Genomic DNA, 21,854 nt, shown 5'->3' with positions numbered 1-21,854 from the left:
CTACAGCAGTGATCTCAGCTTCAACAGGTCCCTGAAGCCCGCCTCCAGGCGTACGCGGCCCGCGGCCCACGCCTTCGCGAAGTTCAGGTCGCCGTCGACCAGGGCCACCAGGTCGTCGCTCGTCATCGCGAGCCGGATCTCCGCCTTCTCGCGGGGCGGGCCCTCGGTGGTGTCCTGGACCTGGATCCGGCCATCGGCCAGCCGGCCGGTGAACGTGATGTCGAGGTCCTTGATGTGACAGCTCAGCGAGCGGTCGAGCGCGGCCGCGCCGCGTACGTAGCCGTCGGCCGTCGCCAGGTTGTCGGAAAGTCTTCTCAGTGCGCTGCGGCACTCCGCCATGGTCGCCATCGTGCTCGACGGTACACCGGCCCGTCGCGGTAGCGTTTCGGCATGAGCGACTGGATGCCGGAGGCGCAGGTGCCGCCCGTGGGCGCGCCCGGGGAGCCGGAGACACCGGGGCAGGGGCCGACGGACGGCGCGCCCTCCTTCGAGCCCGCCGAGCCCGCACCCCTCGGGGTGGACCGCACCCCCACCGGCCGGGCCGAGGTCGACGCCGTCCTGGAGCGGCTGGCGGACGCGGACCACCTCCCGGCGGACGGGCACACCGAGGTGTACGAGGATGTACACCGTGGGCTCAGGGATGCGCTGACCTCGCTGGACGCCCGTCCGGCCGGGGACGCCCGTCCGGCCCCCGCACCCGGGCCGCCCAGGCCCGGCCCCACACCCGCGTACGACAACACGCACGACCACAGGAGCTGAACCGAACGTGGCAGGAGTGGCACGTCGCCGCCTCGACGCCGAGCTGGTACGCCGCAAGCTCGCCCGCTCGCGCGAGCACGCGAGCCAGCTGATCGCCGCGGGGCGGGTCACCGTCGGACGGACCACCGCGACCAAACCCGCCACCCAGGTCGAGACCGCCGCCGCGATCGTCGTCACCAAGGACGAGGACGACCCCGAATACGTCTCGCGCGGCGGCCACAAGCTGGCCGGGGCGCTCGCCGCCTTCGTGCCGCTCGGTCTGGCCGTCGAAGGGCGGCGGGCGCTGGACGCCGGCGCCTCGACCGGCGGGTTCACCGATGTCCTGCTGCGGTCCGGGGCCCGGCAGGTCGTCGCCGTGGACGTGGGGTACGGACAGCTGGCCTGGTCGCTGCAGTCGGATGAACGGGTCGTCGTCAAGGACCGTACCAACGTGCGGGAGTTGACGTTGGAGGCCATCGACGGGGAGGCGGTCGACCTGGTGGTCGGGGATCTGTCCTTCATTCCGCTCGGTCTCGTCCTGCCCGCTCTGGCTCGCTGCGCCGCGCCCGACGCGGACCTGGTCCTCATGGTCAAGCCGCAGTTCGAGGTCGGCAAGGAGCGGCTCGGCAGCGGCGGCGTGGTGCGGAGTGCGGAGCTGCGCGCCGAGGCCGTACGGGAAGTGGCGCGCCGGGCCTGGGGGCTGGGGCTCGGCGTACGCGGGGTGACGGCCAGTCCGCTGCCGGGACCGTCGGGGAACGTCGAGTACTTTCTGTGGCTGCGGGCCGGCGCACCTGAGCTGGATCCCGCGGATGTCGACCGTGCAGTGGCGGAGGGGCCTCGTTGACGACGAATGCGGCACGAACAGTCTTTCTTTTGGCGCACACCGGCCGCCCGGCCGCGATCCGCAGCGCGGAGCTCGTCGTCCAGGGGCTGCTGCGCAACGGGCTCGGCGTACGGGTCCTGGCCACCGAGGCGGCCGATCTGCCGCTCCCGGAGGCCGTGGAGACGGTCACCGACACCTCACCGGCGGCGGTGGACGGCTGCGAGCTGCTGATCGTCCTCGGCGGTGACGGGACGCTGCTGCGCGGCGCCGAGTTCTCCCGCGCCTCCGGCGTACCGATGCTCGGCGTCAACCTCGGGCGCGTCGGCTTCCTCGCGGAGGCCGAGCGCGACGACCTCGACAAGGTGGTCTCGCGGGTCGTCACCCGCGACTACGAGGTCGAGGAGCGCATGACGATCGACGTCCTCGTGCACGCGAAGGGGGACGTCGTCCACACCGACTGGGCGCTGAACGAGGCGGCCGTACAGAAGGTGTCGCCCGAGCGGATGCTCGAAGTGGTCCTGGAGATCGACGGGCGTCCGGTCACCGGGTTCGGCTGCGACGGGATCGTCTGCGCGACGCCGACCGGTTCGACGGCGTACGCCTTCTCGGCGGGCGGGCCGGTCGTCTGGCCGGAGGTGGAGGCGCTGCTGATGGTCCCGATCAGCGCCCACGCCCTGTTCGCCAAGCCTCTGGTGACCTCTCCGACCTCGGTCCTCGCCGTGGAGGTCCAGCCGCACACGCCGCACGGGGTGCTCTGGTGCGACGGGCGGCGGACCGTGGAGCTGCCGGCCGGCGCGCGGGTCGAGGTGCGGCGCGGTGCCGTGCCCGTACGGCTGGCGCGGCTGCACCAGGCCTCGTTCACGGACCGGCTGGTGGCGAAGTTCGCGCTGCCGGTGTCGGGGTGGCGGGGCGCGCCGCACTGACGGCTCGGACGGTGTTCCACGGCCTCCGCGAACCCCGGGAGAGTGAATCCGGGAGCGGGGGCCGTCGCGCGTCCGCCTCGGAACCTCGTAAGGTCATGTCCGTGTTGGAGGAGATGCGGATACGGTCGCTCGGAGTCATCGACGACGCGGTGGTGGAGCTGTCACCCGGTTTCACCGCGGTGACGGGTGAGACCGGCGCGGGCAAGACCATGGTCGTCACGAGCCTCGGGCTGCTGCTCGGCGGGCGCGCGGACCCCGCTCTCGTACGGGTCGGGGCCAAGGCCGCGGTCGTCGAGGGCAGGATCACGGTGTCCGACGGCGACGCGGCGGCGCTGCGGGCCGAGGAGGCCGGGGCGGAGCTCGACGACGGTGCGCTGCTCATCAGCCGTACCGTTTCGGCGGAAGGACGCTCACGTGCCCACCTCGGCGGCAGATCCGTGCCGGTGGGGGTGCTGACCGAGCTGGCGGACGAGCTGGTCGCCGTGCACGGCCAGACCGACCAGCAGGGGCTGCTCAAGCCCGCGCGGCAGCGGGGTGCGCTGGACCGGTACGCCGGGGACGGCGTGGAGGTCCCGCACGCGAAGTACGCGGCGGCCTACCGGCGGCTGCGCGCCGTCGCCACTGAGCTCGACGAGCTGACCACCCGGGCCCGGGAGCGGGCCCAGGAGGCGGATCTGCTGCGCTTCGGGCTGAACGAGGTCGCCGCCGTCGAGCCGTTGCCGGGTGAGGACACCGAGCTGGCCGCCGAGGCGGAGCGTCTCGGGCACGCGGAGGCCCTCGCCTCCGCCGCCGCCCTCGCGCACACCGCGCTGGCGGGCAACCCGGAGGACCCGGAGAGCGTCGACGCCACGACCGTGGTCGCCGCCGCCGGGCAGGCGCTGGACGGGGTCCGGGCCCATGACCCGGCGCTGGCCGCGCTGGCGGACCGGGTGGGCGAGATCTCCATCCTGCTTGCCGACGTCTCCGGTGAGCTGGCCGGGTACGCCGACCAGCTCGACGCCGATCCGCTGCGGCTGGCCGCCGTGGAGGAGCGCCGGGCCGCGCTCACCACCCTGACCCGCAAGTACGGCGAGGACATCGCGGCCGTGCTCGCCTGGGCGCAGGAAGGCGCGGGCCGGCTCACCGAGCTGGAGGGCGACGACGAGCGGATCGGCGAGCTGACGGCGGAGCGCGACGCGCTGCGGGCCGAACTGTCCGCCCTCGGTCAGGCGTTGACCGACGCCCGTACGGAGGCCGCCGCCCGGTTCGCCGAGGCGGTGACCGGGGAACTGGCCTCGCTCGCCATGCCGCACGCCCGGGTCTCCTTCGCCGTCCGGCAGACCGAGGCGGCCGACGAGGCCTCCGGAATCGACATCGGCGGACGGAGCGTCGTCTACGGCCCTTCGGGCGCGGACGAGGTCGAACTGCTGCTCGCTCCGCACCCCGGCGCCCAGCCCCGGCCGATCGCCAAGGGCGCGTCGGGCGGTGAGCTGTCCCGGGTGATGCTCGCGGTGGAGGTCGTCTTCGCGGGCTCCGACCCGGTGCCGACGTACCTCTTCGACGAGGTCGACGCGGGCGTCGGCGGCAAGGCGGCGGTCGAGGTCGGGCGGCGCCTGGCCAAGCTCGCCCGGTCCGCGCAGGTCGTGGTGGTGACGCACCTCCCGCAGGTGGCGGCCTTCGCCGACCGGCAGTTGCTGGTCGAGAAGACCGTGGACGGTTCGGTGACCCGGAGCGGGGTCACGGTCCTGGAGGGCGAGGACCGGGTCAAGGAGCTGTCCCGGATGCTGGCGGGCCAGGAGGACTCCGAGACGGCCCGCGCCCATGCGGAGGAGCTGCTGGCGACGGCGCGCAAGGACGGATGACGAGGCGGACGGGGCCGGGCGGGGGTCTCCCCGCCCGGCCCCGTCCGCATGCCTAGGCTTCCTCCATGGCTACGAACGTGGGCAGGGCCGTCGTCGTCGCAGGTCTCGTCGGCGCGGGCGCGTACGCGGCGCTCAGTCGTCGTACGGACGCCGCGTGGCTGCGGACCAACCACGCCGGCCGGACCGTCACCTTGTACGCCGGGCCGGCGGCCGTCCTCGGTGGAGCCGCCGGGATCGCCGTCGCTCCGGGGCCGGTCAGGGAGCGGGCGGCCGGAGTGCTGGCGGTGCTGGTTGCCGGGGGCTGCGGGGCGTACGACGACCTGGTGGCCGCCGATGACCCGCGCCGGGGTTTCCGGGCACATCTCGGGGCGCTGCGCGGCGGCGAGGTGACCAGCGGGGCCGTGAAGCTCTTCGGGATCGGGGCGGCGGGGGTGCTGGCCGGGCTGCTGACCGAGGAGCGGGCGGTGGACGGGGTGCTGAGCGGGGTGGTGATCGCCGGGACCGCCCATCTGGTGAACCTGGTGGATGTGGGGCCGGGGGTGGCGGTCGCTTCCGTGGTGTTGCTGGGAGCGGCGGCCGGGATGCCGGGAGCTGCGGCGGCGGCCGTGCTCGCCCCGGCCGACCTGGGCGAACGCACCATGCTCGGGGACACCGGAGCCCATGGGCTCGGGGCGGCGCTGGGGCTGGCCGCGGCCGGGCTCGGTGGACGTCACGGAGGTCGTACGGGGCGTGTCGTCCTGGCCGCCGGGCTGGTGGCGGCCGCGGCGAACGGGGAGCGGGTCAGCGGGCTCGCCCGACGCGCCTCGGGAGCGCTGAGGGGTCGGGCAGGGCGTGCGGCGATGGCTTGAGCGTGCCGGTGGCGGCAACTTCGTGCCTCCGGGTTCACTCGTGAGGGTGGTGAGGTGTGGCCGGTTGTCGCCGCGTGGTCAGCAGCAACGTTCCGCCGGTCCCGGAACGCGCGTACGGACTGGCATCCTTGGCGCTGTACTCACCACTGACCTCCGGTCACCGACCACTGACCTCTCACCACCGACCACCGACTCGGGGACCCCGGGAGCCAATCAACGTGTCACAGCTGCGTACGGTCCAAGTCCTGGGCGGCGGCAGTGCGGGCAGCAGCGCGCACGTCAGTTCTCTCGCCGCGGGGCTGGTGGCGCGCGGGGTGCAGGTCACCGTCTGCGCCCCGTCCGCCGTAGGCCGGGCCTACGACTTCACGGCGACCGGCGCACGCTTCCTGCCGGTGCCCCGCCGCAGCGACCCGGCCGCCGTCGCCGCTCTCCGCGCCGCCTGCGTGGGCGCCGACGTGGTCCACGCCCATGGCCTGCACGCCGCCTCCCGTACCGCCTTCGCGCTGAGCGGCCGGACCGTGCCGCTGGTGCTGACCTGGCACACCCGCCGGTACGCCGAGGGTGCCCGCCGCCAGATCCTGCACCTGCTGGAGCGAAGAGCCGTACGGGCGGCGGCCGTTGTCCTCGCTCCTTCCTCCGACCTGGTGGACCGGGCGCGGGTCCGAGGCGCCCGGGACGCGCGGCTCGCCCCGGTGGCCGTCCCCGTACCGCGTTCGGCCGGTGTTCTGCACGACGGCAAGGCGCGGGCCGAACTCGGTGCGGTCGAGCGGCCGTTGCTGATGGCCGTCGGCAGCCTCGTCCCGCACCACGGCTTCGACACCTTGCTGGACGCGGCCCGCGCCTGGCGCGGACTCGACCCCGTACCTCTGCTGGTCATCGCAGGGGAGGGGCGCGAGCGGGAGGCGCTGCAACAACGCATTCGGGACGAGGAGTTGCCCGTACGGCTGATCGGATGCCGGGAGGACGTCGGCGAGCTGATCGCCGCCGCCGACCTGGCCGTGCTGCCCAGCCGGTGGGAGGGCCGCTCACTGCTGGCGCAGGAGGCGTTGCGACTGGGTGTGCCCCTGGTGGCTACCGACGTCGGCGGTGTGCACGAACTGGTGGGTGAGGCCGCTGAGTTGGTGCCGTTCGGGAACGCCGAGGCGCTGGCAGGAGCGGTCGCGGGGCTGTTGGGCGATCCGGAGCGGTGCGCGCGGCTGGCCGAGGCCGGGCGGGAGCAGGCGGCGGGCTGGCCCATCGAGGACGACACGATCGCCCATGTGCTCAGCGTGTACGACGAGCTGGCGCAGCCGCTGCCTTCACGTTCCTAGTTCGTGTGGCGGCGGGCCCGCAGCGCCAGGCTGAGGGCCAGCACCGTCTGCGGGTCGTCCAGGTCCGTGCCGAGCAGTTCGCCGATCCTGGCCAGCCGGTTGTAGAGCGTCTGGCGGTTCAGATGCAGTTCGCGCGCGGTCTCGGCCTTGCGGCCGGCGTGCGCCAGATACGCCTGGAGCGTCGGCAGCAGCGGCGGGCGCGAGGTGCGGTCGTGCTCGCGCAGCGGACCGATCGCCCGGTTCACGAACGCCGCGAGGTCCGGGTGGTCCCGCAGCCGCCACAGCAGCAGGTCGATGTCGAGGCGCCGGGCGTCGTACCAGGGCCGGTCGTCCAGCCCCTGCGCCGCCGTGGCCGTCTCCGACGCGTGCCGCAGCCCGGCCCCCGCCCCGGCCCAGCTTCCGGCGACGCCGACCACGACCACCGGCGGCTGCGAACCGGCCCGGTCGAGGCCGGCCCGGGCCACGCCCGCCCGCAGCGCCGCCGCCACCCGGTCCGCGACCGCCGTCCGCTCGCCCTCCGACCGCAGCCCGAGCAGCAGCGGAACCCGCCCCTCCACCGGCCGGACGCCGAGCAGCACCGGTACGCCGACCGAGGCCAGCTCCTCCAGCACCGCGCGGGCCAGCAGCGCCCAGTTGCCCGACGGGGACAGCTCGGGCGCCAGGCGCATCACGACCGGGAGGAGCGGGGTGTCCCCGGGCCGGAAGCCGAGCACCCGCGCCTGGGCCGGAGCGTCCTCCGGGGTGATCCGGCCCTCCGCGAGGTCGGTGAGGAAGTCGCCCCGGCCCCGGGCCGCCAGCTCCTCCTCCTGCCGGGCCTGCATCAGGACCACCGCGAGGAGCCCCGCCGCCCGCTCGGCCGCCATCCGGTGGACGGTGGCGAGGGGTCCCGCGACGGCGAGCAGCACCAGGCGGGCCCGTACGGCGCCGGTGTCCGGACCGCCGCCCGGCACGTCCACCAGCAGCGCACCGGTCGGCGGCGACTCCCGGGCCGCCCGGTCCCCGCGCATGCCCTCCCAGACCTGGAGCGGGTCCGCGCCCACCGGACCCGTGCCCGTGGACGCCGCGTACAGGAGTTGCCCGTCGGGCGTCTCCAGGAAGACCGGGTTGGCGGTGAAGTCGGCGAGGATGCCGAGCACCTGCGGTACCCCGCCCCCGTCGAGCAGCGCCCGGGTGGCGCGCCGGTGCACCTCCTCCGCCTGCTGGAGCAGGGCGTAGTGCCCGTTGACGATCTCGGTGTGCACCTCCTCGGTCACCGCGACGAACGGCACCTCGCGGTGGAGCTGCACCAGTGGCAGACCGGCCGTGCGGGCCGCGTCCACGATGGAGGCGGGCAGCCTGCTGAAGCGCGGGCCCAGCTCCACCACCAGGGCGGCGATGCCCCGGTCGGCCAGGCGGCGGACGAAGGCCCGCTGCTCGGCGGGACGGGTGCCGAGGCCGAGGCCGGTGGTGAGGAGCAGTTCGCCGCCCTTGAGGAGCGAGGCGATGTTCGGCACCTCGCCCGCGTGCACCCAGCGCACCGTGCGGCTCAGCCGGTCCGCGCCGGCCACCACCTCCGGGAGCCCCGCACGCAGCCCCGGCAGCTCCAGTGCCCGCTGCACGGTGATTCCGCTGTGGCTCTCCACGTACCCGGCCCGCTTTCCCCTTGTTCCCGCCGCCCGAACCCCGGGCGGTCGTCCTGTTCAGGACGCTACCGCCCGGGGCCCGGGATGCGCATGGCAGGGGAGGCGTGGGGACCGCGAGGTCAGGCGGTCGTGGAGGCTCCGGACGCGATGCCGAAGGACGGGTCCGGGACCTCTTCCGGCGAGATCAGCGTGGAGGAGCGGCCGTCGACGCCCACCGGCACGTCGCCGTCGATGGTGACGCGGCGGAGCTTGCGCTCGTGGGCGTCGGAGTCGTCGACCCCGTAGTGCTGGGTGGCGCGGTTGTCCCAGATCGCCACGTCGCCCACCTGCCACTGCCAGCGCACGGTGTTCTCCGGGCGCTCGATGTGCGACTGGAAGAGGTCCAGGAGCGTACGGGAGTCGCGGCCCGTGAGGCCCGCGATGCGCTGCACGAAGTTGCCGAGCAGCAGGGTGCGCTCACCGGTTTCGGGGTGGACGCGTACCACCGGGTGCTCGGTGAGGAATTTCGTCGAGGTGAACACCTCCTTGTACTGCTTCAGCGCCTCGGGCAGGGCCTGCGGGCGCAACGCCGCGTAGTCGTAGTCGTTGGAGTGGACCGCGCGCAGCGAGTCGGCCAGAACGCGGAGCGGCTCGGGGAGCCCGTCGTACGCGGTGGCGGTGTTGGCCCACAGCGTGTTGCCGCCGTACGGCGGGATGGTCACGGCGCGCAGGATGGAGAAGGCCGGGTAGGCGGGGACGAAGGTGACGTCGGTGTGCCACTGGTTGGCGCGGCCCCCGTGGTCGGAGTCGATGCCGAGGGAGTAACGGCCGTCGGCGGACGGCACGGTGGGGTGGGCGACCGGCGTGCCGAGCAGCTTGCCGAACGCCTCGTGGCTCTCCTCGTCCAGGTGGTCCTGGCCGCGGAAGAGGACGACCTTGTTGGCGAGAAGCGCGGCGCGGATCTGCGCGACGCTCTCGGGGGAGAGGTCGCCGCCGAGGCGGACGCCGGAGATGACGGCGCCGAGGCGGCCGCCGATCTTCTGGACGGTGAGGGCGGAGGTGGTGGTCGCGGAGGACATGGCGGGTTCCTTTCGGGTTCCAAGACCATCCATTGATTAATCTTGGAGCGAAATTAATTTGGACGAGGAGAGGCCCCCACTGGAGAACCAGGGGTGAAGCGGAGGCCTGGGGGAGGAGGAAGCGCGATGCGGCCGGAGAAGCGGCCGGTCAGGCGGCGGTACAGCGGCCGGGACACCCGGGCGCTGTGGCGGTGCGGCCGGCGTGGGCGGGCCGCGCGTCGGAAACGGCCGTCGCGAACATGGTCCGGAGAATTCCAGCGCTCCTCCGCGTACGTCAAGCACCCGCCCGTGCCCCGGCAGGTGCCCGACGGTGGTTGAATCGGCGCCCGCGCACGGCCCGGCCGCTGTCCGGGGATGCTCCGTCAAACCGCCTCTGAGCAGCGGTTTCACCGGCGATCCCGGACGGCTCTGCTACCCCGTCCGGCCACCGGGTGCGGGAGTCGGCGCGATTTCACGCCGCCGTAATGTTGCGAGTGCCCCCGTGCCCCCCGTGGCGCAGGACCGAAGGAAGGCCCCATGACCGCCGCCCCCCAGCTCCCTCGGACGACCACCGCCCTCTCCGTCCGCCCCGCCGACCGGCTGCCCCGCGCGACCGGTGACGGCCGGCGCGAGGCCAACGCCGCGACGGTGCTGCGCGCGGTGCTGGACCACGGGCCCGTCGCCCGCAGGTCGATCGCCCAGCTCTCCGGCCTCAGCCCCGCCGCCGTATCGCGCCAGTGCGTCGACCTCGTCCGCCTCGGACTCGTCCGTGAGCTGCCCGAACGGGTGGAGAGCAGCGGCGTCGGCAGACCCCAGATCCCGGTCGACCTGCACACCGGCGAGAGCGACGGGCCGGTGGCGGGCGGCGTGCACATCGGGGTTCCCGGGTCGACGTTCGGCCTGCTGGACCTGCGCGGCCGGCTGCTGGCCCGCCGGACCTTCCCGCACGACGGGATCGCCGCCGGAGACCTCTCGCGCCAAGTCGTCGCCGGGCTGCGGGACTTCCTCGCCGACACCACCGGTGACCACCGCCTCCTCGGGGTCGGCGCCGCGCTCGGCGGCTGGGTGGATCCCGCACTCGGGACGGCGGTGCGGCACGACACCCTCGGCTGGCACCAGCGGCCGCTCGCCGCCGAACTCTCCCGGGGCCTCGGCGGGATCGACGTACGCATCGACAACCACGCCCGCGCCATCGCCCAGTCCGAGATCCTCTTCGGCCGGCCCGCCGCACGCCGCAGCCTGGTCCACCTCTTCATCGGCAACGTGGTCGACGCGGCCCTCGGTATCGCCGGAGTCGTCCACCAGGGGCCGGGCTCCGGCGCCGGGGACGTGGCCCACCTGCCCGTACCGGACTCCACGGTCACCTGCCCGTGCGGGCGGACCGGCTGCCTGGAGGCGACGGCCTCCAACACGGCGGTCGCCCGGACCGCCGTGCGGCGCGGGATCGTGCCCGACGCCGATGTGTTCCTGCTGGTGGACGCGGCGGCGGCCGGGGACCGGCGGGCGGACCGGCTGCTGCGCGAGCGCGCCCGCGCGGTCGGCCGGGCGACCGCGCTGCTGCTGGACGTCCTCAACCCGGACCTGGTCGTGGTCACCGAGCACTCCAGCCTCCTCAACCCGGAGTACCTGGAGGAGATCAGGGGCGCCGCCGTCGATCTCTCGCATGTCTGCGGAGACCCCGAACGCATCGTCGGTCCGCATGCCGGAATGGCCGTGCTGCCGGTCGCCGGGGGCACGATCGCGCTGAATCCCCTGTTCAGAAGCCCTTTGGCGACCTCTCAGCGGTAGCCGCGCGTATGGGGCAGGAGGTGAATTCGTACCAAGATCCGGACAGACCAGGTTGACCGTCCGGCGAAGCCACTGTCATATTGCTCCCGTGAACCCGGACATGCGCCTCATCTCCCGCAGGCACGTCGACCTCTGTCGACAGGCCAGCGCGGTCTGTGCCGTCCACGGCTGACCCGGACCCCTCCTCGTCCGACGGGCTCCCCTCCGCGGAGCCGTTCCCAGGCCCCGGTCCTGCGCTGATCCGGCGCGCTGAGCGCCCCTTCCTCCCGTACGCCGGTGGGCGGCCCTATACGGCCGGTCCGCCCCGGACCCGTACGCGCTGACTCCCTACCGCCACCGCGTCATGCCCGCCGGTGACACCTGTAGACGCGCCTCCATTCAATTGCTCCCGCAGCGGAATCAATTGGTGCCACCCGCACCCGCTTCCTTCCACCCACCGTCCCTCACTGTCACAGGCAGGCTTCGATGACCGAGCTGTTCTCCTCCCCGTCCCCGTCCCCTTCCGCGGGGCTCTCCCGGCGCTCCACCCTGCTCGCCGGCGGCGGCAGCGCCCTGCTGCTCGGACTGGGGCTGACGGGCTGCCGCTCGGCGGTCTCCGAGAGCTCGTCCGCTCCGCGGGAGACCGGTGGCGAGCCCCGGCGCGGTGGCACCCTCCACCTCGCCATCAACGCCGACTTCGTCCCGGGCCTGCTCTTCGCGCAGAGCGGCCAGTCCCTCCAGCAGCGGCTCATCTACAACACCCTGACCCGGTACGACGACAGCCTCACGCCCAAGCCGGAGCTCGCCACCTCGTGGACGTACGCGAAGGACGGACGCAGCATCACGCTGAGACTGCGCGACGACGTCACCTTCCACGACGGTCGGCCCTTCACCGCCGACGACGTGATCTTCGCGGTGAAGAACCTCCAGAACCCGGTCCGCGCAGCCCAGTTGCGTAGTACGGCCGCCACCGTCAACGGGTTCGAGAAGCGCGGCGACCACGAGCTGGTGCTGAAGCTCGCACATCCGGTGAACAACCTGTTCGACCTCTTCGAGTTCATGATCATCGCCGATGAGAAGAGCGTCGAGGACGCCGTCACCGGCAAGAAGCTCATCGGCACCGGCCCGTTCCGGCTGAAGGAGTGGAGCCCCGGCTCCGGGCTGAGCCTGACCCGCAACGACAGCTACTGGCTGCCTGGCCGGCCCTACCTCGACGGCGTCGAACTGCGGGTCATACCGCAGGCCGACGCGCTGATCTCGTCCCTGCGCTCCGGCCAGTCCCAGCTCTCCTTCGCCGTACCCGGCAAGAGCCTGAGCGTCATCAAGAGCGACCCCGAGCTGAAGATCACCAACTACGACACCGGTGCCGGCGCCATCTACCTCGGCGTCAACACCACCATCGCCCCGCTGAACGACAAGACCGTCCGCCAGGCCCTCGCCTGGGCCATCGACCGCGACCGGCTCCTCGCGCAGACCCTGGGCGGTTACGGCCTCGCCTCCGCCGCTCCGTGGCCCAAGTCCTCGCCCGCCTTCAGCGAGGCCCACCGCACCCACTACACCCACAACCCCGGCAAAGCCCGCGAGCTGCTGAAGTCCGCCGGACACAGCAAGCTCCAATTCCCGCTGCTGCACATCGCGTTGCCCGGTGAGACGGCGATCGCCGAGTCCATCCAGTACGACCTCAAGCAGATCGGCGTCACCACCACCCTGGAGCCCACCGACGGCGCCACCGCGCAGAAGAAGCTGATCTCGCAGCAGATGCCGGCGCTCTGGTCCATGGGCCACGGCTTCGCCCAGGTCCAGCCCTCCACCCTCGCGGTGAGCGCGTACCCCTTCAACGAGGCGAAGAACACGTCCAGGTACCGCTCCACCGCCTACACGAAGGTCGTCCAGGAGGCCTGGACGAAGCCGGAGACGGGCGCCGCCGAGGCCAACGCCCTGCACGAGAAGATCTCCGGCATCCTGCTCGACGAGGCGTTCATCATCGACCTCGTCGTCCGCGGCCAGGTCCAGGTCAACTCCGAGCGCCTGCGCGGCGTCGCGCTCAACAAGTTCTCCTATCTCAACCTCGACGACGCCTACCTGGTGTGACATGGGCCGCTACCTGCTGAGGCGGCTGCCCTCCGCCTTCCTCGTCCTGCTCGGGGCCTCGTTCCTCATCTTCTCCATCCTCCGGCTCGTCCCCGGCGACCCGGCGACCTCGCTGGCCGGGCCCGACGCGGACGCGGCGACCGTCGCCGCGATCCGTGAACGGCTCGGCCTGGAAGCGCCGTTGCACTCCCAGTACGGGCAGTGGATCGGCTCCCTGGTCACCGGCGACCTCGGACCCTCGTACGCGATCGGCGGCCAGGTCTCCGGTCTGATCGCCGACGGGCTCGGCGCCACCGCCGAACTCACCGCGGCCGCCCTGCTGTTCGTCATCGTGCTCGGCAGCGCCTTCGGCATCCTCGGCGCCACGTCACGCAGCGGCTGGGTCCGCAGCGCGATCCGGGTGACGACGACCGCCGCACTGGCCGTGCCGCCGTTCGTCAGCGGTGTCCTGCTGGTGCTGCTGTTCGCGGTCGTCCTCGGCGTGCTGCCGCCGGGCGGACGCGTGGCGTTCTTCGGCGCACCCGACCTGGCCGCGCAGTACCTGCTGCTGCCCGCACTCTGCCTGGCCCTCCCGAGCGCCGCCGTCCTCGGCCGCTACCTCAAGGACGGCATCGAGCGCGCGCTGGCCGAGGACTACATCCGTACCGCCACCGCCGCCGGGGTCGCACCGCGCCGGCTGCTCTGGCGGCATGCCCTGCCCAACGCCCTCCCGCCCGTCGTCACGCTGCTCGGCATGCAGACCGGACACCTGCTCGGCGGGGCCGTGCTCGTCGAGGCGATCTTCGCCTGGCCTGGCCTCGGCCAGCTCGCCGAACAGGGCCTCAGCCGGCGCGACTACCCGGTCGTCCAGGACCTGCTGCTCCTCCTGGTCGCCGTCTTCGTCGTCGTCCAGCTGCTCACCGACCTCGTCTACGCCTGGCTCGACCCCCGGATCAGGTGGGAGTGACCGCCATGACCTCGACCCCCGACCTCGCCCCGGCCGACCCGGCAACTCTGCGGAAGCCCGTACGGGCCCTGCGGACCACCGGCCCCCGAAAGGCCCCCCGCAAGACCTCCCGCCACCCCTACCGCGCCGCGCTCTCCACCACCCGCGCCCGCATCGGACTCGTCCTCGTCGGCGCGGTCGTCCTCGCCGGCCTGCTGGCCCCGATCGTCGCCGGACACGGCCCCACCGACCAGAGCGGCCTCAGCCTCGCGCCCGTCGGCACCCCCGGGCACCCGCTCGGCACCGACGACCTCGGCCGCGACCTGCTCAGCCGCGTCCTGTACGGCATCCGCGCCGACCTCGGCATCATCACCATCGCCGTCCCCGTCGGCGCCGCCCTCGGCTGCCTCCTCGCCCTCGCGGCGGCCGCGCACCCGGTGCTCGACACCCTCGTCCAGCGGATCTTCGACCTGATCCTGGCCTTCCCGGGCCTGATCCTCGCGCTCGCCGTGACCGCCATCCTCGGCCCCGGCCGGCTCCCGGTCGTCCTGGTCATCGCGCTCGCGGAGATCCCGGCGTTCGGGCGGCTGCTGCGCGGCGGGATCCTCGTCCAGCGCGAGCGGGAGTACGTCACCGCCGCCCGGGTCGGCGGCAGTTCGGGCCCGCGCGTGCTGGTCCGGCACATCCTGCCCAACGCCGCCGATCCGCTCATCGTCCAGGTCGCCGTCTCGCTGACCGTCGCCGTCTTCATCGAGGGTGCGATGAGCTTCCTCGGCGTCGGCGTACGGCCGCCGGAGCCCACGCTCGGCTCGGTCCTGAGCCAGTCCATGCCCTACCTCGCCCAGGCCCCGAACTTCGCGGCCGGGCCGCTGATCACCGTGACCGCGCTCGTCCTCGGCCTCTCACTCATCGCCGAGGCGCTCAACCGGGAGGTACGCCGATGACCGCCCCGCCCCAGCACGCCACACCGGGTGAAGCCGCTCACGATCTGCTCGAAGTCCGCGACCTGGGCGTCGAGTTCACCGCACCCGACGGCTCGACCCTGCGCGCCGTGCGCGGAGTCTCCTTCACCCTGCGCCGGGGCGAGACGCTGGCCGTCGTCGGCGAGTCCGGCTCCGGCAAGTCCACCACCGCCCTCGCGCTGACCCGGATGCTGCCCGGCACCGGACGCGTGACCACCGGATCGGTCCTGCTGGACGGCCAGGACCTCGCCGCCGCGAGCGACCAGGAGCTGCGCGCGGTGCGCGGCGCCCGGATCGGCATGATCTTCCAGGACCCGATGACGGCCCTGAACCCGGTCCTCACCGTAGGCCGCCACCTGGACGAGGTGCTCCGCGCCCACGGCGGACGGGACCGGGCCACACGCCGGACCCGCGCCGTCGAACTCCTCGACCGGGTCGGCATCCCCGAGCCCCACCGCCGTATCGACGACCACCCGCACCAGTTCTCCGGCGGCCAGCGCCAGCGCATCCTGATCGCCATGGCCCTGGCCGGCGAGCCCGACATCCTGCTCGCCGACGAACCGACCACCGCGCTCGACGCCACCGTCCAGGAACAGATCCTCACCCTCCTGGCCGACCTCAACCGCGAGACCGGCACCGCCCTCGTCCTCATCACCCACAACATGGGCGTCGTCGCCCGCTCCTGCGCACGCGTCCTCGTCATGTACGGCGGCACGGTGGTCGAGGACGGCCCGACCGCCGAGGTCCTCACCCGCCCCCGCCACCCGTACACCGCCGGCCTCCTGGCCGCCGTCCCCCGCCTCTCCGCCCCCTCCGGCACCCGCCTCACCGGCATCCCCGGCTCCCCGCCCGACCTCACCCTCCTCGGGGACGGCTGCGCCTTCGCCGAGCGCTGCACGCTGGTGGAGGACCGCTGCCGTACGGCGGCGCCGCCGCTGGTCACGCTGACCGGCGGCGTACGGGCCGCCTGCCTGCCCGCCGCCGAGCGCACCGAACCGCTGCCCGCACCCGCCCCGCCCGTCCGCATCGACCGCGCGGCGACCGGGGCCGTGGTCCTGGAGGCGGACGGGCTGCGCAAGACGTACAAGCGGCGCGGGGTGCGCGGGCGCGGGTTCACCGCGCTCGACGGGGTGTCGCTGACGCTGGCCGAGGGCGAGACCCTGGGCATCGTGGGGGAGTCCGGCTCGGGCAAGTCCACGCTGGCCCGGGTCCTGGCCCACGCCCATCCCTCCGACGGCGGCACGGTGAGGCTGCGCGGCCGGGACGTCACCCGGCCCGCGCGGCACGAGCTGCACGCGGTGCGCCGGCAGATCCAGATGGTGTTCCAGGACCCCTACGCCTCGCTCAACCCCCGGATGACGGTGGGCCAGATCGTCGCGGAACCCCTGATCGCCTTCGGCCTGGGCGACCGGGACGAGCGCGAGGCCCGGGTCGCCGAGCTGCTCACGCTCGCCGGGCTCGACCCGGCCGTGGCCGACCGGCAGCCGCGCTCCTTCTCCGGCGGGCAGCGCCAGCGCATCGGCATCGCCCGCGCGCTCGCACCCGAGCCGTCCGTCCTGATCTGCGACGAACCCGTCTCGGCGCTCGACGTCTCCGTCCAGGCGCAGATCGTCGGCCTGCTCACCGACCTCCAGCGCGACCTGGGACTCGCTCTGGTCTTCATCGCCCATGACCTCGCGGTGGTCCGGCAGGTCAGTCACCGCATCGCGGTCATGCACCAGGGCCGGATCGTGGAGAGCGGCAGCGCCGACGACGTCTGCGAGAACCCGTCGGACCCGTACACCCGGGCCCTGCTGGCGGCGGCGCCGGAGCCCGTACCCGTCCAGCACGCACTCCGGAAGATCGAGGTGCCCGCATGAGCGCGTGCTGCACGCCGGGGCGTGCTTGTACGGGAGCGTCCACGGCGGTCCTGCCGCTTCCGGCCGTACGCCGACCGGCCCCCATCGAAACCGGACGGATGGCCGAACTCCCGGGCGGAACCTTCCGGATGGGCGACGCCTTCGGCGAGGGCCACCTCGCCGACCGGGAGGGGCCGGTACGGGAGGTCACCGTGGCCCCCTTCGCCATCGACACCACCGCCGTCACCAACGCCGCGTGGTCGGCCTTCGCGGAGGCCACCGGCTACCGCACCGACGCCGAACGCCACGGCAGCAGTTACGTCTTCCACCTCCTGCTCCACCCCGAGGCCGCCGAGCGCCACGTCCTCGGCCGGGTGCCCGGCGCGCCCTGGTGGCTCGGCGTCACCGGGGCGTCCTGGTCCGCACCGGAAGGGCCGGGCTCCGACCTGACGGACCGCGCGGACCATCCGGTCGTCCACATCTCCTACGACGACGCCCTCGCCTACTGCGACTGGACCGGCACCCGGCTGCCCACCGAGGCCGAGTGGGAGTACGCGGCACGCGGCGGCCTGGACGGCGCCCGCTATCCGTGGGGCGACGAACTCACCCCCGGTGGAAGGGAGATGTGCAACATCTGGCTCGGCCGCTTCCCGCACCGCTCGGACCGGCCCGGCGGCCGTACGGGCACCGTGCCCGTCACCGCCCACGAGCCGAACGGTTACGGGCTCCACAACACCTCCGGCAACGTCTGGGAGTGGTGCGCCGACGTCTTCGGACCCGGTGAACGGGTCATCCGGGGCGGCTCCTACCTCTGCCACGCCTCGTACTGCAACCGCTACCGGGTCGCCGCCCGCTCCCACAACACCCCCGACTCCTCGACCGGCCACGGTGGCTTCCGCCGCGCCCGCGACCTGGCACCGCACAGGACGACAGAAGAAGGGGCCACCGCGTGAAGGCCGTCATGGTGATGTTCGACAGCCTCAACCGGCACCTGCTGCCGCCGTACGGCGCCGACTGGACCCACGCCCCCAACTTCCGCCGCCTCGCGGACCGTACGGTCACCTACGACACCTGCTACGCGGGCTCCATGCCCTGCATGCCGGCCCGCCGCGAACTCCACACCGGCCGCCACAACTTCCTGCACCGGGGCTGGGGTCCGCTGGAACCGTTCGACGACTCCATGCCCGAGATCCTCAAGCGGCACGGCGTCCACACCCACCTCGTCAGCGACCACCAGCACTACTGGGAGGACGGCGGGGCGACCTACCACGGGCGGTACAACTCCTGGGAGTTCTTCCGGGGCCAGGAGGGCGACGCGTGGAAGGGGCAGGTGGCCGACCCGGAGATCCCCGACTCGCCGCGCGCCACGCGCAACGACCTCTGGCGGCAGGACTGGGTCAACCGGCAGTACCTGGACACCGAGGCGAAGCAGCCGCAGACCCTCACCTTCGACGCCGGTCTGGAGTTCCTGCGGACGAACCACACAGAGGACGACTGGTTCGTCCAGATCGAGACGTTCGACCCGCACGAACCCTTCTTCACCCAGGACCACTACAAGGAGCTCTACCCGCACGACTACGACGGACCGCACTTCGACTGGCCCGACTACAACCGGGTCACCGAGACCAAGGACCAGGAGCGGCACGCCCGTTACGAGTACGCCGCGCTGCTCTCCATGTGCGACCACTCGCTCGGCCGGGTCCTGGACGCGATGGACGAACACGGGCTGTGGGACGACACGCTGCTGATCGTCTGCACCGACCACGGCTATCTGCTCGGCGAGAAGGGCTGGTGGGCCAAGGTCGTCACGCCTTGGTACAACGAACTGGTCCACACCCCGCTCTTCGTCCACGACCCGCGCCGCCCCGACCGCGCCGGAACCCGGGACGCGGCCCTCGTCCAGACCATCGACCTGGCCCCGACCCTGCTGGACTTCTTCGGCGCCGCACTCCCGCCGGACATGCGGGGCCGACCGTTGAGCGAGACCGCCGACGCACAACAGCCACGCGAATCAGCACTGTTCGGCATGTTCGGCGGCCACGTCAACATCACCGACGGCCGGTACGTCTACATGCGCGCCTGCCACGACGACACCAACCAGCCGCTGTACGAGCACACGCTGATGCCCACCCGTATCCGTGGCCGCTTCACTCCCGAGGAGCTCACCGGCCTCACGCTGGCGGACCCGTTCCCCTTCACCAAGGGCGTGCCCACCCTCCGCATCCCCGCCCAACCCTCACCGCTCCTGGGCCCGCAGCGGTTCGGCACGCTCCTCTTCGACCTGGAGACCGACCCGCTCCAGGAGAGGCCCATCAGTGACCCGGCCGTCGAACTGCGCCTGGCCCGGCTGCTGGTGGAAAGGCTCCGCGCCAACGACGCGCCCGCCGACCAGTACGCCCGCCTCGGCCTCCCGTACGACCCCGAGGACGTCACCGAGGCCCACCTGCTGGTCGACGCCCAGCGCGAGCGGGCCGAGGCGGGCCGCCGGCCGGCAGCCCGTTCGGACGAGTTCACCGAAGGCGCGCTCAACCTCCGTACGCCACTGGCCGAACTGCTCGCCGAGCCGTCGGCCGCCGACGCGATCCGCCGCATCGTCCCCGGCCTGCTCGACACCGAGCTGCTCACCGTCCGAGGCGGCGCCACCCTGCTCCAGATCGCCGCCTTCACCGGCCATCCGGGACGGGACCGGCTCACGGCCGTGGCCGACGAACTGGCCCGTCTCTTCCCCGTATCAGACCACCCCTCCAGCCACCACGGAGAGCCCAGCCGATGACCACCGACCCGACCACCGGCCCCACCCGCCGCGACCCCTACGCCGGCTTCCCCGGCCGCATCGGCCGCACCTTCGCCGAGTCCGAGCCGTCCTGGCCGCCGCGCACCGCACCCGGCGAGAGGGCCCCCAACATCGTGGTCGTCCTCGTCGACGACATGGGCTACAGCGACATCGGCCCGTTCGGCTCCGAGATCGCCACGCCGACGCTCGACACCCTGGCCGACGAGGGCGTCCGGCTCTCCAACTACCACACGATGCCGCTCTGCTCCCCGGCCCGCGCCGCCCTGCTCACCGGCCTCAACCCGCACCGCGTCGGCTACTCCATGGTCGCCAACTCCGACCCGGGCTTCCCGGGTTACGGCATGGAGATAGCCGACGACATCCCCACCCTGGCCGAGCTGCTCCACGACACCGGCTACGCCACCTACGCCGTCGGCAAATGGCACCTGGTCCGCGACTCCGCCTCCAACGCGGCCGATGACCGGGACAACTGGCCGCTGAACAAGGGATTCGACCAGTACTACGGCGTTCTCGAAGGGCTCACCAGCCTCTTCCACCCGCACCAACTGGTCCGCGACAACAGCCCGTTGGACATCGACGAGTTCCCGGACGACTACTACTACACCGACGACATCACCGACCAGACCATCTCCATGGTGAAGTCGTTGCGCGCCCACGACCCCGACAAGCCGTTCTTCCTCTACCTGGCCCACAACGCCGTCCACGGCCCGCTCCAGGCCAAGCCCGAGGACATCGCCCGCCACCGGGGCCGCTACGACGAGGGCTGGGACGCCCTGCGGACCCGCCGCTTCGCCGCCCAGCTCGCCGCAGGGCTTCTCCCGCCCGGCACCGAACTGCCCGACCGCAACAGCGAGGCCGGACTCGACGTCCCCGCCTGGGACAGCCTCGACCAAGAGCAACAGCGGCTCTACACGCGGTACATGGAGGTGTACGCGGCGCTCGTCGACAACATCGACCAGAACCTCGCCCGGCTCACCGAGACGCTCGAAGCGCTCGGCGAGCTCGACAACACCATCATCGTCTTCACCTCGGACAACGGCGGCACCGGCGAAGGCGGCCCGGAAGGCACCCGCTCCTACTTCAGCCGCTTCGTCCACCACCCCGCCCTCCCCGGCGACTGGACCCCCGACGTCGACCGCGACCCCGATCTCATCGGCGGCCCGCGCAGCCTGGTCCACTACCCGCGCGGCTGGGGCATGGCCTCCAACACCCCGTTCCGGCTCTACAAAGGCCACACCTACGCCGGCGGGGTCCGTGTCCCGTTCGTCCTGTCCTGGCCGAGGGGCGCACGCGAGGGCCTGCTCGCGCCGGGCGTCCGGACCCAGTACCAGTACGTCACCGACATCGCCCCCACCCTCCTGAGCCTCGCCGGCCTCGACCGCCCGGCCGAGCGGCGCGGGATCACGCTCCAGGAGCCGGACGGCATCAGCTTCACGCCCGTGCTCGCCGACCCGGACCACGCCTCCACCCACCCCGAGCAGTACTGCGAGATGACCGGCAACCGCAGCTACTACCGGGACGGCCACAAGCTCGTCACCCTCCACCGCCCCGGCACCCCCTACGACGACTCCGAGTGGGCGCTGTACGACATCCGCACCGACCCCACCGAGATCCACGATCTGGCCGCCGAACGCCCCGACCTGGTCGCGGAGTTGTCCGAGGCCTGGGAGACGGCCGCCTGGCGCGACGGCGTCTTCCCGCTCCCCGACGGCAGCGGTGCCCTCGCCCGCCGCAACCCCGCCGAACAGCGCCTCACCCGTCCCCTGACCCTGCTGCCCGGCACACCCGAGCTGGAGCGCTACCGCTCCTCCCGGCTGGTCTCCCTGCGCTCCTTCGAGATCACCGTGGTCATCGACGCGACGGGCGAAGGGGTGCTCGTCTCCCACGGCGACCAGGGCGGCGGCTACAGCCTGTACGTCGAGAACGGCCGACTGCACCTCGCGTACAACGAGTACGGCGTCCTGCACGAGACCGACGCGGGCCCGCTCGCACCGGGCGAACATGTCGTCGTGCTCACGGCCGAGGCGGAGAAGGGCCTGCGCTGGTCGTTCACGGTCAGTGTCGACGGCGAGGCACGGGCCACTCTGCCCAGCGTCCACCAGCTCATCGGCATGGCCCCGTTCCAGGGCATCAGCGTCGGCGTCGACCGCAAGTCCCCGGTCTCCTGGCCCCTGTTCGAACGCCACCGCTCCTTCCGCTACGGCGGCACCCTGCGCTCGGTCACCTACACCCCCGGCGCCCCGGGCCCCGACGCCCCGGAAGCGGTCGCCACCGCACTCAGGCAGGCGGCAGCGGCCTTCGAGTGAGACAGCGCCAAACGGACGGTGGCCGCCCC

At 73.0% G+C, this 21,854-nt stretch carries 18 protein-coding genes; 15 read left to right on the top strand and 3 right to left on the bottom strand.

The features are described 5' to 3' along the window. On the bottom strand, window positions 1-348 hold the full coding sequence (locus ACIRR8_RS24570) for an SCP2 sterol-binding domain-containing protein (protein WP_404068538.1): 348 nt from the start codon (window positions 346-348) through the stop codon (window positions 1-3). 42 nt (window positions 349-390) lie between these two features. Between ACIRR8_RS24570 and ACIRR8_RS24565 the strand changes: the two genes are divergently transcribed. From ACIRR8_RS24565 to ACIRR8_RS24540, 6 genes are all read left to right on the top strand, one after another. Continuing rightward, window positions 391-759 carry a hypothetical protein gene (locus tag ACIRR8_RS24565; RefSeq protein ID WP_404068535.1) on the top strand — a complete coding sequence of 123 codons (369 nt, stop codon included), beginning with the start codon at window positions 391-393 and terminating at the stop codon, window positions 757-759. Between the two features lie 7 nt (window positions 760-766). Further along, window positions 767-1,582, top strand: a complete 816-nt coding sequence (locus ACIRR8_RS24560; RefSeq protein ID WP_404068532.1) for a TlyA family RNA methyltransferase — start codon at window positions 767-769, stop codon at window positions 1,580-1,582. Next, on the top strand, window positions 1,579-2,484 hold the full coding sequence (locus ACIRR8_RS24555; RefSeq protein WP_404068530.1) for an NAD kinase: 906 nt from the start codon (window positions 1,579-1,581) through the stop codon (window positions 2,482-2,484). The genes ACIRR8_RS24560 and ACIRR8_RS24555 overlap by 4 nt, the downstream gene beginning before the upstream one ends. A 95-nt stretch (window positions 2,485-2,579) precedes the next feature. Further along, complete coding sequence (recN, locus tag ACIRR8_RS24550) at window positions 2,580-4,325, top strand: DNA repair protein RecN (RefSeq protein ID WP_404068527.1); 1,746 nt, start codon at window positions 2,580-2,582, stop codon at window positions 4,323-4,325. A gap of 65 nt (window positions 4,326-4,390) precedes the next feature. Beyond that, the gene (locus tag ACIRR8_RS24545) at window positions 4,391-5,173 is read left to right on the top strand and encodes a hypothetical protein (RefSeq protein ID WP_404068525.1); all 783 of its coding nucleotides are present in this window, start codon (window positions 4,391-4,393) and stop codon (window positions 5,171-5,173) included. 218 nt (window positions 5,174-5,391) lie between these two features. Beyond that, window positions 5,392-6,483, top strand: a complete 1,092-nt coding sequence (locus ACIRR8_RS24540) for a glycosyltransferase family 4 protein (RefSeq protein WP_404068523.1) — start codon at window positions 5,392-5,394, stop codon at window positions 6,481-6,483. On the opposite strand, the gene ACIRR8_RS24535 is transcribed toward ACIRR8_RS24540, so the two are convergent. Continuing rightward, window positions 6,480-8,105 (bottom strand): PucR family transcriptional regulator, encoded by a 1,626-nt coding sequence (locus ACIRR8_RS24535; RefSeq protein WP_404068521.1) that lies wholly within the window; start codon window positions 8,103-8,105, stop codon window positions 6,480-6,482. The genes ACIRR8_RS24540 and ACIRR8_RS24535 overlap by 4 nt on opposite strands. Window positions 8,106-8,224: 119 nt before the next feature. Then, window positions 8,225-9,163 carry a TauD/TfdA dioxygenase family protein gene (locus tag ACIRR8_RS24530; RefSeq protein ID WP_404068518.1) on the bottom strand — a complete coding sequence of 313 codons (939 nt, stop codon included), beginning with the start codon at window positions 9,161-9,163 and terminating at the stop codon, window positions 8,225-8,227. Between the two features lie 516 nt (window positions 9,164-9,679). Between ACIRR8_RS24530 and ACIRR8_RS24525 the strand changes: the two genes are divergently transcribed. From ACIRR8_RS24525 to ACIRR8_RS24485, 9 genes are all read left to right on the top strand, one after another. Continuing rightward, complete coding sequence (locus ACIRR8_RS24525) at window positions 9,680-10,930, top strand: ROK family protein (RefSeq protein ID WP_404068516.1); 1,251 nt, start codon at window positions 9,680-9,682, stop codon at window positions 10,928-10,930. A gap of 100 nt (window positions 10,931-11,030) precedes the next feature. Then, the gene (locus ACIRR8_RS24520) at window positions 11,031-11,102 is read left to right on the top strand and encodes a putative leader peptide (protein WP_319349079.1); all 72 of its coding nucleotides are present in this window, start codon (window positions 11,031-11,033) and stop codon (window positions 11,100-11,102) included. A gap of 293 nt (window positions 11,103-11,395) precedes the next feature. Next, window positions 11,396-13,000, top strand: coding sequence for an ABC transporter substrate-binding protein (locus ACIRR8_RS24515; protein WP_404068513.1), 1,605 nt, complete (start codon window positions 11,396-11,398; stop codon window positions 12,998-13,000). 1 nt (window position 13,001) lies between these two features. Continuing rightward, window positions 13,002-13,946, top strand: coding sequence for an ABC transporter permease (locus ACIRR8_RS24510; protein ID WP_404068511.1), 945 nt, complete (start codon window positions 13,002-13,004; stop codon window positions 13,944-13,946). A 5-nt stretch (window positions 13,947-13,951) separates the two neighbouring features. Beyond that, on the top strand, window positions 13,952-14,869 hold the full coding sequence (locus ACIRR8_RS24505; protein ID WP_404068508.1) for an ABC transporter permease: 918 nt from the start codon (window positions 13,952-13,954) through the stop codon (window positions 14,867-14,869). Further along, window positions 14,866-16,746 carry a dipeptide ABC transporter ATP-binding protein gene (locus ACIRR8_RS24500; protein WP_404068504.1) on the top strand — a complete coding sequence of 627 codons (1,881 nt, stop codon included), beginning with the start codon at window positions 14,866-14,868 and terminating at the stop codon, window positions 16,744-16,746. The genes ACIRR8_RS24505 and ACIRR8_RS24500 overlap by 4 nt, the downstream gene beginning before the upstream one ends. Window positions 16,747-16,844: 98 nt before the next feature. Then, on the top strand, window positions 16,845-17,678 hold the full coding sequence (locus tag ACIRR8_RS24495; protein WP_404068501.1) for a formylglycine-generating enzyme family protein: 834 nt from the start codon (window positions 16,845-16,847) through the stop codon (window positions 17,676-17,678). Continuing rightward, complete coding sequence (locus tag ACIRR8_RS24490; protein WP_404068498.1) at window positions 17,675-19,498, top strand: sulfatase; 1,824 nt, start codon at window positions 17,675-17,677, stop codon at window positions 19,496-19,498. Before ACIRR8_RS24495 ends, ACIRR8_RS24490 begins: the two co-directional genes overlap by 4 nt. Next, window positions 19,495-21,825 carry a sulfatase-like hydrolase/transferase gene (locus tag ACIRR8_RS24485; RefSeq protein WP_404068495.1) on the top strand — a complete coding sequence of 777 codons (2,331 nt, stop codon included), beginning with the start codon at window positions 19,495-19,497 and terminating at the stop codon, window positions 21,823-21,825. Before ACIRR8_RS24490 ends, ACIRR8_RS24485 begins: the two co-directional genes overlap by 4 nt. Window positions 21,826-21,854 lie beyond the last annotated feature (29 nt).

The sequence above is a fragment of the Streptomyces sp. NPDC101178 genome (genome assembly GCF_044767965.1).
Lineage (GTDB): Bacteria > Actinomycetota > Actinomycetes > Streptomycetales > Streptomycetaceae > Streptomyces.
Note: the sequence above shows the minus strand (reverse complement) of the source record. Positions and strands in the feature narration are given on the sequence as shown.